We start from the raw sequence: 11,492 nt of genomic DNA, 5'->3' as shown, positions 1-11,492 counted from the left end.
ACAGAAATAGGTTCGCTCGATCGCAAAACCTCTCGCTCAAAGGTTCTGCTCAAAGCAAAACCGTCTCCTTTAGCAAATCCAAAGGGAAAATCTTCCGGTACATAAGCCGCAATCACTTCGTAGCGATCGCCCAAAACCCTCCCCAACAGCCCGATATCCATCCCAAACTGACTACAACCCATTGCCAGCAACCGGATCGTTCGATCGTCAAAAGAGCCTTCCGAACTCACCATTACCTCGTAGAGCGATCGAATTGCCCGCTCACTTTCCCGCAGTTCCTCAACTCCTTCGAGGCGGTTGCAGACATCGTGCAAAGTCCCGAAAATTCCCGCTATTTCGCCTTGCGAATTCCGCCGGACTTGGGCAAATAGTTCTACGGAAACAAAGCCGGAATTACTGTGAATTCCCAAGGAATTTTTGCCCGAAACCGACTTGGACTTAAATCGCAGTTCTCGCCGTTCAAATTCCGACTTCCCCGACAGCAAAGACTCCAATAAATTTGCACATTGCTCGCGCTCATCTGGATGCACCCACTCTAAAAAATTAGTTTGCAAACTTTCGGAAACCGGAAAATTCGTAATTTCCGTCCAAGCGCGGTTGAGGAATTTCCAAACCCCCGCCGCATCAATGTGGAAAATTACTGTTGCTTTCAGAGAGTCAAATAGATGGAATTGTTCTCGATCATGCTCGCGGTTTTTGACTTCAAACTGCTTGTTTAGAGTAATATCTGTATGAGTTCCTACTACCCGCAGCGGTTTGCCAGTAGCGCTGCGTAAAACTTGACCTCGGTTCAGCACCCAGACAGTGCTGCCGTCTTTACAGTACATCCGATATTCGGCTGCAAAATCCGGTGTCTTTTGGGCGAAGTGTTCTTCTAAAGCTGCCTTTACCGAGTCAATATCATCTCGGTGGATGCGACTCCACCATTCCGATCGGCGATTCGAGATTTCCCCTTCTTGGTAGCCCAGCATTTCTTGCCACCGCGCCGAATAAAAAAACTCATCTGTTTCGAGATTCCAGTCCCAAATCCCCTGATTGTTGACTGCTGGGGGGAGATTTGGCCGCTCTACGAAAGTGTGGTGAGAAATTTCAGCTATCTCGTGGCTATTTGCTGCTGTCCGCTGTATTTCTGCTGAGAGTTTTTTGTATTGAGCGTTGCTAGATTCTAGCTGGCGCTGCAAAGCAATTAAGCCAGAATGCAGAGATTTTGAATCCAGCGCTTGTAAAAGGATAGTTTTAGGATTGATAATCCCGATCGGGTGATTTGTTTCGTTGATGACTAATAAAGGCAACTGGCAGTAGTGTTTTTGCAGCAGCGCGACGGCTGCTTCGAGGCTAGAGTGCGATCGCACCAGCGGCGGCGAACTGCTGCAAATTGCTCCCGCTTTAATTTTGTTAGAGTCTCTTCCCAGGGCCTGCAACTGCACAATATCCCGCGAACTTACCACTCCAACCAGTTTGTGAATGTTGGGATTTGTAAATTTGGAATTGTGAGCAGCACCAGTCGAGTGTTGATCGGGGGTTTCAGTGATTAATACATAACTAACATTGTGTCTAAACATCAGTTGCGCCAAATAGCGAACCGAAGAATTAGAAGGAGCGTGAATTATTCGTGAGGCTGATATCTGCGGGATTTGATAAAGTTTAATTAAACTTGCGGGTAGCTCTACTTTCTGATTCAGAATTGGCAGCGGCGGAGGGAACGCGAAAGCCGCAGGTGGCGAAGCGCTGCTAATTGCTTTTGGTGTCGATTCCCCAATTCCCTGCAACATTTGCACCAAGCTTTGAGAGCTAATTAAACCAACAAGTTCTTCAGCCTCGCTGACGACGGGCAAATGGCTGATCTGATTTTTATCCAGCAGATTTGCTAAGGCAAAAAAGTCGGGAATTTCCGATTCTCTGGCTACAGTTACGGTTCTGATCATGATTTGCTCGATCGCAAATCCCCTCAAAGCAGCGCCGATCGAATTTAGCTGTACGATATCTCGCGTTGTAAAAATCCCCAGCACTGTCTGGCCGCCCGCATAGGGAGCTTTTGAGCCGTTGAGAGGCAGCCCGTTGCCTCCTGCGTGTAGCGCACGCGGTACACCGTTGTAGAAACCCGACTGTTCCCGCGATTGTGGGGAAGTCCCGTTCATGGGATTTCCGAGTTGAGAATTCCCGCGTGGTTCTACCACGAGGACGTAACTGGCTCCTGTGCTACTCATCAGCTCGATCGCCTTTTCTACGGGCGTCTCAGGGGTGATGGTGAGGGGATTGCGGTTGATGACCTGACTGAGGGAGGGAATAAACATCAGGGGGCATAAAAGTGATATTTGTTGGAAAAACCCGATCGCAAGCAGCAGATTGATTGAGAGGCTTTGCCCGCGAGATTTCCAAGCGCGCTCAAAGTTTCTGTACGATTAAACTCACCCCTACTTCCAGCATCTTGGCATTTAAAATTAATTCCGTGCCATATCCTGATAATTGACGGCTTCTGACTTTCAGAACCAATGCTATCTGCCAGAGGGCCCAGATGAAGGCGGGCGGGTAATTCCTCGCCTAGCCTAACTGCTGCGGGTTTACGAGCAAGAATTTCTGCGATTGTCTAGACTGCACCCTACTTTCTGCCCCTCAACGGAACTCTCGCTCGGATTCTGTTTGAGGCAAGATACCTGCACGCTACCAATTTACCAGCGACAGGAGGGGAATCACAACAGGACGACTTAGGTATGGCAACTGTGCAATTAGGGGTGCGAGGGTTCAAGGGTTCAAGGGTTCAAGGGCCAAACAGGCAGAAAATAAATAATTCTGAGCATAACTAATTCTATCTTATCCCAATTATGGCTCAGAGGATTTGAGCTTCAATTCTGGCGATCGAACTTGATGAGAATAGCGCTGTTCCCCGCCAGTGCAAAACTCGCATTTCCGCCCTTTAGCCTTAAGTTACCAACAACCTCATCCATTGTTTGAGAACTGAACTCCCGCACCGTGCCATTACCAGTTTTTATCAGCTCCGAAATATCAGCATTAACAGTGTAAGATGTTGCTCGGTCATTGACAACCAGCAAGTAAACATTCTTGCTAGCATCAAGAGTTGCAACTGCCATTAAATCGGAACTGTTAGTGATAGGAAAAAAGGTAGCTTTCCCGCCCTGCAAAGCCCTAATTCCCATCCGCAAAGCATAGTAGCCCGCGCGCCGTTTTCCCCCGTCACCTAGCAAACCTTCCGCCCCTGCGGGCTTGCCCCAGTCGTACAAACAGAATATGTGACTTCCGTAAATATAATTATCCCCAGGTTGAGAACCTCGAATCAAATTCTTAATCAAATTTAAAGCTAAAGATAAATCGCCGTAGCTAATTTCGTAAGTTCCCCATTCTCCTACCCAAAGCTGCGAGTTAGCGCGGACAGTACCGTTCATCCAGCCGTGCACTTTGCGGGTGTAGTTAGAAATATCTGCATCGTAGTTGTGGACATTGACTGTATCGAAATAATTCGGTATTTCCTGCAAAGCACTAGCTGGCCAATTGCTGCCGCCTACCGTTTTCGGGCCGTGGATGCGGTAAGTGCGATCGGCCAAATAAGTTTTATAAACAAAGTCGATCGCATCTTTTGCCACCTTAACCAATTCAAAATAGTCAGCCTTAGTTCCGCCCCAACCCTGATCCCGATTGTCCGGTTCGTTGTGAATTTCCCAATCATCAACGCGGTAATCATTGCGAACATTCAGCCAATAAACCGTAGTAAAAACGTGTTCCCACCACTCATTCCAATCTTCTCCTGTGCGCGGCGGATTCAGTTGCAGCGCCCAACTTGGTCGCCAGCCATTATCTACATTCCGAATACTCACCACCGGGCGAATATTTGCTTCTTTTAGAGTATTAAAAATCGTTCTGGCATTGCCTTGCCAAACCGTACCGGGTTGTCCCGACCACCAATAATCACTACCCTGGGGCGGATTAGTCATCATCTGATCCCAATGCGCCCAATTAATTATATTGGGATTTGTCTTAATTTCATCAATAGATGGCCAACCGTATTTACCGTCGTCGTCTTCGGGTTCCCACCGGGACATCCCGCCGTAAATGCGGTAGGTATTAATTCCCAAATCTTGCAAATCTTTGATGTCGAAATTGATATTGCCCTCAACTGCACCGATGTAGCGAGTGCTGACACCTGCAGCAGTACCGGAAATTTTAATTGTTTCGATGTTTTGAGCAAAAATTGTCGTTCCGCTGAACAACTCTAGGCTGAGGGCAATTAAAAGACCGAGAAACAAATTCAGAATTCTACTTTTTGAGAACACTTGACTATTAACTACTAATTTAGGTTATTTTATTTCAGAGGTAAAGGAACCCATCGCTAATCTAAATCGACTTGCGATCGAGTTTGTTAGCTGTTGTAATAAACAAGCATTAACTATACAAATTTGGAGAATTAATATATAAAGTAAAATAGCACGGCTAGCAGTCAAAAGTGAAGGTTCACCTCGCACTACCACAGTAAAAAATTTGGGTATAACAATTAACCCTATAAACTGCGTTAAATATAGTTCATAGGAAATTTTAGAAATCCATGTTAAAAATCTCGTTGTTAAGTCTGAAGATTTTATTAAAATCCTACAAATATTAAAGACAATTACAAATATGCCCAATCCCAGGAGAGCATCATAAAAACACAGTCCAAAAGGGAAATATATGCCTAGAAATTTTGGATTTGAAAATTCAAAGGAACCCATAATACCCAATATTTCAAAAATTATTGCTATGGCTATTGTGACGGGCTTAGTTAGGTAATTAATTAATAGACTAGGATTACTTGCATAAACCTTGGCCATTGCCATTCCTAAACAAAACTCAAATAACCTTGAAATTGCTAAATAGCCTGGATAACTGAGATCGCCCAATATTGGCGAAAATACCTTAAAGTTAAAGCCTAATATTAAAACTAAAAATGTATAGATAACTTTAATAACAAAACAAGTGAAGAGAAACTGTCTAATACTATTTTCTTTAAAATATTTAAAGAGCAAAAAAAAGCACAAATAAAATTGAATTAGTGGAAACATAAACCAAGAAAATGGTATGGCTTTATCGAGAATTATCCAACTTCTCCAAAATGACCACCAATCAAAATACCCATAAAATAAATCCGCTCTTAACCTAGGAATTATCACAGATACAGCTAAAAGTATCCAGTAGGTAGGGTAGAGCCGGAAAAATTTTTTTCTCATAAAAATGCTCCAGCTTTCATCAGGTTTTAAAATTCTTGAATAAGCCAGTCCAAAACCACTGAGAATGAAAAAAATATGAACTCCCTGATATCCCAGCAAGAAAAATACATTCAGCACATCAAAAACTATATTGCCTGCACTATTAAATGGCAGGGGAAAAAACTTGGCAATTGTCGAGGCTGGACCTACTACTTTTGCATACTCCAAAAAGTTGCTGTATCCAAAAAATGGAGGCAAGAAATTAAAGTACCAAAAATGAACCGCCACTACCCAGCAGGCAGCAAAGCCTCTCATCATATCTAATTCTTGAAATCGATTATACTTCATCAATAAAAATCTCCGTTTAATTTAAACTTATAGCAACAGTCAGGACAGTTAGGATGGTAACCCTAGGATGTACTCGATCGCTCTTAGGATGCTGCGGCAAAAATTCTACTCTATGTTATAAGCGCCAGCCCTGTCAAGGTGGTAAAGAAGACCCTCAAACCCTTGAAATATCGAAGGCTGCGATCGTTAAATCTAATTCTTTTAACAGGTGATTAAGCATAAACTAGGTTTATTGCCGATCGCCAGCCGGTAGGATGAGGTAAAGCCGATCGATCGCACCAATACGCTATGAGGGCAGTGTGCACTCACGAGCTAGAAGATTTCCAGCGTTTGAGGGAATTATAGACCCGGCTTGGCAGTCACGCCAGGCCGGGCGGGGCGGGTCATCAGCGTCAAGCCGATCGCATTTGCCACATAAATGCAGCGTGAACCATCCCTAAATTGTGCGCTGCGGTTATGCGGCGATGTTTTTTGAGCACGGATTATATTTAGTGTCAGAGAATTCCAGGGGACGATCACCTTTTGTTCGCTGGTAACAAGAAAGCAGGGACGCCCAAGCTGCTGATAAAGCGAGTTTGGGCATTATCTGTGCTGAAAATTTGTTGAAGTCCCGTTAGGAAAAAACGTTTTTATTAATTAATTAGACGAGCGCCATTTAATAAAAACAATAAACCCTCAGCAATTGCCGAGGGTTTATTGTCAAAATCATACAAATTTTCCGCCAAAAAATATCTCGGTCTAAAGGTAGATGATATTTGTGGCTAACCCAGGTTATGTTTACGGAAATTATCTACTTGTTTATAGCCACAAAACAGGCGCATCAAAAACGCAATAATTAGACCCAAAGCCCCACTCGTGAAGCAACCTAAAACATCGATGGATTTCTATAGACTAAGTTTTAAAGGAGCATAACAATGTTAGATATTGATGAAATGAGTTCAAAAGAAATACAAGAACTTTTGCAGCAAGTAGGACACGGACACCTCGGCTGTGTATTTGAAGGGCATCCTTACGTTTTGCCAATGCACTATTATCTCCAAGATTCGGACATATACATTTTCACAACAGTGGGGATGAAAACGAAGTATATAGACAGCAATCCAGAAGTATGCTTGCAAGTGGAAGAAGTCCGCGATTTCCAACACTGGCGCAGCGTTGTCGTGAACGGGCGAGCAGAACGCCTCACGCAGCAGCCAGACATCGATCGCGCGATGAAATTGGTCAAAGAACACAACCCCACACTTTCACCCGCCATCAATCGCACCTGGATTGACTCGCTGGGGCGTGCGGAGACCATCGCAATCTACCGCATTCACCCCAGCGAAATGAGCGGGCGCACGACGGAGGGAATCAGCAGTCGGTGAATGTCTCTGCTGGCATGGGAATAATAATTTTCTCAGTGGCTCGCGATCGTCCTACTCGCCGGCTCAGTAGCATTCCGATCAAACTGGATATGATATTAAATAAACTTACTTGCCAAAAAATCTCTCATGTACCGATTCACTAACTGCGGCTGTTCCTGCTGCACCCAGTGGCTGCAATTAGGAATGTAATGAATCTGAAAATCCCGGACGTAATCTGCGGTTCCATAGGTTAACTCTTTGCCGAGGGCGGCATCATTTTCTCCCCAAATCATCAGTGTGGGAACTTGCAGCACGCTCCAATTCTGCCGAGCGAGAAATCCGCGAGCAATATTGCGGTAATAATTGATAGTAGCAGTCAGAGCGCCCCGTTTGGCAGCCGCATCTTTGTAAGCTTCGATATCTGAGGGGGTAAAGGTGCTTTTGTTAATTGCCATACCTTCCAAAGCAGCCGAAATTGCCTGATAGTCGCCCAACTGAATTAACAACTCCGGCAAAACTGGCAACTGAAACAAAAAGATGTACCAACTTTTCAACAATTGTTGGGGAGTGCGTAACCCTTCAGCAAACTTGGCAGGATGTGGTAGATTCATCACAATTAATTTATCCACCATTTGGGGATAAGCATAAGCAAAATTCCAGGCGATCGCGCCTCCCCAGTCGTGACCAACTAAGACGCAACTTTCGTATCCCAAACCCTGAATAACTCCCTTGACATCTTGCACAAACTCTGCAATCACGTAAGCAGATTGATCGTGAGGTTTGTCGCTGTCGTTGTAACCCCTGAGATCTACAGCAACAACTTTATAATCTGATGCAAATTCCGGGATTTGATGCCGCCAAGAATACCAAAATTCAGGAAATCCGTGCAGCATCAGCATCAGCGGCCCAGAACCTTGAGTGACATAGTGCAGTTTGATGCCGTTCGTAGGGATAAATTCGTGTTTCCAAGCAGCTTCTAGCACAGACATATTTGATGCTTCCTCTAGCTATCCAGATAGCCTAGCAGTTGCTCTTTTTGACAGAAACCAACTTTGGGCAGATATAGCAATTATCGCAGCACCTGTCAACTCTTCCTCTTCTCTTCTCTTGCTTTGTGGAACAGGCGTCCCGCCTGTGGTTTTTGGCGAAAGCGGTTGGTAAAAAAAAAGCCGTAGCTTGCGGCGCGGGACGCCATCGCCCGTTTACCGAAAAGATTGCTATCTCAGTCAGCATATTAGTATAATGTTGCTGGCATCCTGACAACTGTTAAGCCAAAAATCACTGAGTTTCGAGCGATCTAGAATCCCGATTCGCAAAAATTTGAGATGTTGTGAGGGTGCAAGCTAAATAATTGACATCGGGCGAGTGTACTAGGAGTTAAAGGAGTTAATATCATGTCTGGCGATCGCCTGCAAAACATTGTTAACCGCTTGACTGATCGTTTAAAGCGCGACGTATTAGTTGAAAAATCCCTATACGACATTCGAGAAATTTTGCAGAGCGATCGCGCGGTGCTTTATCATTTTTACAAGCAGTGGCAAGGTCGAGTGACTTACGAGATGTTGAGTGCGATCGAACTCTCAATCTTGGGTTCAACGGGGCCAGATGAGTGTTTTAACGGCGAATACGCTGCTTTGTACGAAGCCGGCCGAGTTAGAGCAATTACAGATATTGAAGTAGAACCTATTCACCAATGCCACCGAGATTTTCTGCGTAGCCTGAAAGTTCGCGCCAATTTAGTTGTGCCAATTTTAACGAACAAAGGACTGTGGGGGCTGTTAATTGCTCATCAGTGCAGCGGGCCCCGCACTTGGTCGCGATCGGACATTGAATTCATGCAAAGAGAAGCCCAAAATATGGCAATTTCTCCCACTATTCAAGATAGTTAATATCGCATCTACTATTAGTACATAGTATACCAGGATTTCACCCTCGAATAATGTAACCGATCACCCCGTTGGAGTAGTATGAATCTCAGTGTTCAACCGTTTTCGAGTTCGGGTGCATTCTCTCGGCAATCGAAAATGACCAACCAACCGGAATATTGTCCCAATCTAGCGAGATATCCATCTAACTGTTCCCAACCTTTGTCTTTAGCAAGAGTGAGCGGCAAGGAGTTTTCGGATGCTGGGGGAGCGAAATCCAAGAATGATATCTTGAGGAGAGACGCCACGTTGAATCAGTTCTCGATCGATGTAGATTTCGGTACTGTTGTGTTGAATCCAGATTTTATTTTCAATGATATCGAGTTGCATGGCACACCCATAGATGCGATATTCGTCGCGCCATTCGTTGTGCATCACGAGATATCTATCGCGGGCAATATCGAAGATTAACTGAGCATTTTCGTCATTTTTAGAAAAGTCTTCGAGAAAGTCACAAACAATTTTGCGGTATTCGTTTAGTCTATCCATTGGTCGATCGCCTCACGAGTTGGATTGTAAATAATTAGTCGGATTTCATAACGCTCGATGACAGTTTTTGCGGGTTCAAACCTGAGAAATATTTGGTAGGTATCGGTGGGTACTGCCAGATAAAGCATACGTTCGGGTTCGCTAGAGACTTCGATGGCAATGCGATAGTTGAGGAATTGACCGAGGGCGGTGTGGAATTCAGAAATGGTGGAGCCACCTGCGAAACTTTTGACTTCTACAGCTATTTTACGTCCTTCTTTTTCAGCGGCGATCGCTTCTTCGGCTGCAAGATCGATGTAGACATCAGCAACACCATAGCGTAACTGGTAGGGATCGTGGGTAATCTTCCAGCCATCTTTTTGTAGGGCGATTTTGACTGTATTGTGGAATAGATCCTTTGCCATTTTTAGATTTTACTCAAGTATTTACATCGGATACTATCAGTACATATTATACCAGAATATTACGCACGAATAACTGTAACCGATCGCCCAATTGGAGTAGTATGAATCTCAGTTTTCAGCCGTTCTTCGATTTCCGGTGCATTCTCGCGGCGATCGAATATTACCAACCAACCCGAATATTGCCCCAATCGAGCTAGATATCCATCTAATTTTTCCAAACCTTTACTGAGAGGAGATGTTGTCAGAATTGCGTTCTATGGTTAAGCGGGGGTTTGTAGCGAATTCTTAGTTTTCATCACCAAAATGCTCTTGATCTTGTTCTAATCCATCGATTAAATCGTCGCGATTTTCCTGATTCTGAAGAAACTCTTCAATACCCCCTAAATTCAAATTTTTCAGAATGTGCCTTGCTTGTTTAATACCTTTTGGTGTCAAAACTACTGATTTAATCTGCTGGGGATTACGTTGCTCCTCTAATAGACCATCTTCAGTCATAAGATCCAAAATTTCAAAATCATGCCCCTTCCCAGCACGTCTGCCTCTAAAGCGGGATTGATGACCTAACTCGTATTCCTCATCCGCTCCAGATACATATAATAACGCAAGTGTCAGAGGTATAGCAATCCTATTGTATCGATTAGTTCGTTCTTCTTTAATTGCACGATCTACAAGGTTGTAACCCTGTTGCCAAGCAGACCCTTTGTCATTACAAATTTCTGTACATAAAATAGCATCATTGGGCGAAATACACTTTGTATAAAACCCTACTGCTTCTGAGTCAACATAAATTGTTACAGACCAATTACAATAATTTCGAGTTTCTGGTTTGAAAGGTTTAGCCATAGAGCGCTCTCTTTCCTTGATTTCTTGAACGTCTGCTGTTTTTTTGCCAGTTCCTATTTTGAATCTGCCAATCGTTGTTGCTTTGCGATTTTGGCGATCGCTCTGTGCTGTCTATTGTCCCAACTCAGAAACGAAGCGAGATAACGTTCGCGCTCACCGGACACAGATAACCTTTGCACCTGGGCTAACCATTTTGGAGCGTTCCGGTGCAGCGCGGTGTTGTGCCACGTAACGACTTTAGCTTTTGTTTGTCACGCTGACTTTCCTGTGCGCTCCCACCACTGCTTTAACATACTCTTGCCGTGTGCCGCAACCAATTGTAGTCGGATGTATTCATTCCAGTCATTTAAGCTAAGTCCACTCCACAAACCATCTTCCTTAGCCGTTGCACTTTCCTCGTCAAAAAACCTTGGATAAGAAACTTCAGTGTGGGCTGGTATATTGTGTTCTGCAAGCACTTGAAGCAACTAACGACTTTCAAAAAAACGTGTTATTCCAGCTACAAATGAGTAGTCACATGGATGGTTATAGTTTCCTGTCAAAACGATAACCATATGCGTATAGAGATGTGGTTCGGCATCTAAAATATCGATGTCATCAAGCATAGCCTGTGCTTGGTTATCCTCTAGTACGTAATCTATCCATTTACAACTTAAGTTGTTGTAATCCTCAACTGTTGCTGGAAACCAGAAAGCTCCGATCACACTACTAGGATGATGTTTTACTAATGCTGCCATTGTGTAACCACAATCAGTGTATCCAATATTGAAAACAGTACCATTCATAACTTTTATTTTTCTCCCTTTGTGGCTACCATCTCTACTGATAGATGGTATCGCCGTTGCGGTATAATAACCACTATAATCGAATAATATCAGGTCCGGGTAATCAGTTATGATAAATAGGACTGACACAGCAGCGATGGCAATTGCTCCTACAAGCAAGAGT

Annotated in this window: 12 protein-coding genes; 2 read left to right on the top strand and 10 right to left on the bottom strand. The window is 44.0% G+C overall.

The window, feature by feature from the left end; all coding sequences use genetic code 11:
• The 3 genes from QUA38_RS23525 to QUA38_RS23515 form a co-directional block, all read right to left on the bottom strand.
• The coding region (locus tag QUA38_RS23525; RefSeq protein ID WP_333166139.1) for a PAS domain-containing protein at nt 1–2,294 on the bottom strand (2,294 nt) is incomplete at its 3' end.
• A gap of 549 nt (nt 2,295–2,843) precedes the next feature.
• Nucleotides 2,844–4,259 carry a hypothetical protein gene (locus QUA38_RS23520; RefSeq protein ID WP_333166138.1) on the bottom strand — a complete coding sequence of 472 codons (1,416 nt, stop codon included), beginning with the start codon at nt 4,257–4,259 and terminating at the stop codon, nt 2,844–2,846.
• Between the two features lie 51 nt (nt 4,260–4,310).
• The gene (locus tag QUA38_RS23515) at nt 4,311–5,540 is read right to left on the bottom strand and encodes an acyltransferase family protein (RefSeq protein WP_333166136.1); all 1,230 of its coding nucleotides are present in this window, start codon (nt 5,538–5,540) and stop codon (nt 4,311–4,313) included.
• Between the two features lie 914 nt (nt 5,541–6,454).
• Between QUA38_RS23515 and QUA38_RS23510 the strand changes: the two genes are divergently transcribed.
• Complete coding sequence (locus QUA38_RS23510; protein ID WP_333166134.1) at nt 6,455–6,904, top strand: pyridoxamine 5'-phosphate oxidase family protein; 450 nt, start codon at nt 6,455–6,457, stop codon at nt 6,902–6,904.
• A gap of 95 nt (nt 6,905–6,999) precedes the next feature.
• Here QUA38_RS23510 and QUA38_RS23505 read toward each other — a convergent pair whose 3' ends face one another.
• Entirely contained in the window at nt 7,000–7,872 is an 873-nt protein-coding gene (locus QUA38_RS23505; RefSeq protein WP_333166132.1) for an alpha/beta hydrolase, read from the bottom strand.
• Between the two features lie 405 nt (nt 7,873–8,277).
• On the opposite strand from QUA38_RS23505, the gene QUA38_RS23500 reads away from it, so the two are divergent.
• Nucleotides 8,278–8,772 (top strand): GAF domain-containing protein, encoded by a 495-nt coding sequence (locus tag QUA38_RS23500; protein WP_333166130.1) that lies wholly within the window; start codon nt 8,278–8,280, stop codon nt 8,770–8,772.
• Between the two features lie 204 nt (nt 8,773–8,976).
• On the opposite strand, the gene QUA38_RS23495 is transcribed toward QUA38_RS23500, so the two are convergent.
• The 6 genes from QUA38_RS23495 to QUA38_RS23470 form a co-directional block, all read right to left on the bottom strand.
• Nucleotides 8,977–9,297, bottom strand: coding sequence for a XisI protein (locus QUA38_RS23495; RefSeq protein ID WP_333166128.1), 321 nt, complete (start codon nt 9,295–9,297; stop codon nt 8,977–8,979).
• Nucleotides 9,285–9,701 carry a XisH family protein gene (locus tag QUA38_RS23490; RefSeq protein ID WP_333166125.1) on the bottom strand — a complete coding sequence of 139 codons (417 nt, stop codon included), beginning with the start codon at nt 9,699–9,701 and terminating at the stop codon, nt 9,285–9,287. The genes QUA38_RS23495 and QUA38_RS23490 overlap by 13 nt, the downstream gene beginning before the upstream one ends.
• Nucleotides 9,702–9,760: 59 nt before the next feature.
• Nucleotides 9,761–9,919, bottom strand: coding sequence for a hypothetical protein (locus QUA38_RS23485; protein ID WP_333166123.1), 159 nt, complete (start codon nt 9,917–9,919; stop codon nt 9,761–9,763).
• 67 nt (nt 9,920–9,986) lie between these two features.
• Nucleotides 9,987–10,544 (bottom strand): DUF6429 family protein, encoded by a 558-nt coding sequence (locus tag QUA38_RS23480; protein ID WP_333166121.1) that lies wholly within the window; start codon nt 10,542–10,544, stop codon nt 9,987–9,989.
• Nucleotides 10,545–10,795: 251 nt separating this feature from the next.
• A complete protein-coding gene (locus tag QUA38_RS23475) occupies nt 10,796–11,011 on the bottom strand; it encodes a hypothetical protein (RefSeq protein WP_333166119.1) in 216 nt (71 codons plus the stop codon).
• The coding region (locus QUA38_RS23470) for a hypothetical protein (RefSeq protein WP_333166117.1) at nt 11,012–11,492 on the bottom strand (481 nt) is incomplete at its 5' end.

It is taken from the genome of Microcoleus sp. Pol12B4, assembly GCF_036701385.1.
In the GTDB taxonomy this organism is placed as follows: Bacteria; Cyanobacteriota; Cyanobacteriia; order Cyanobacteriales; family Microcoleaceae; genus Microcoleus.
This window is presented reverse-complemented; position numbering and strand designations above follow the sequence as displayed.

Bases quoted from the DNA above. Each gene is read 5' to 3' on its own strand.
- QUA38_RS23515 (WP_333166136.1), bottom strand. From the start codon at position 5,540: ATGAAGTATAATCGATTTCAAGAATTAGATATGATGAGAGGCTTTGCT.
- QUA38_RS23510 (WP_333166134.1), top strand. From the start codon at position 6,455: ATGTTAGATATTGATGAAATGAGTTCAAAAGAAATACAAGAACTTTTG.
- QUA38_RS23505 (WP_333166132.1), bottom strand. From the start codon at position 7,872: ATGTCTGTGCTAGAAGCTGCTTGGAAACACGAATTTATCCCTACGAAC.
- QUA38_RS23500 (WP_333166130.1), top strand. From the start codon at position 8,278: ATGTCTGGCGATCGCCTGCAAAACATTGTTAACCGCTTGACTGATCGT.
- QUA38_RS23495 (WP_333166128.1), bottom strand. From the start codon at position 9,297: ATGGATAGACTAAACGAATACCGCAAAATTGTTTGTGACTTTCTCGAA.
- QUA38_RS23490 (WP_333166125.1), bottom strand. From the start codon at position 9,701: ATGGCAAAGGATCTATTCCACAATACAGTCAAAATCGCCCTACAAAAA.
- QUA38_RS23480 (WP_333166121.1), bottom strand. From the start codon at position 10,544: ATGGCTAAACCTTTCAAACCAGAAACTCGAAATTATTGTAATTGGTCT.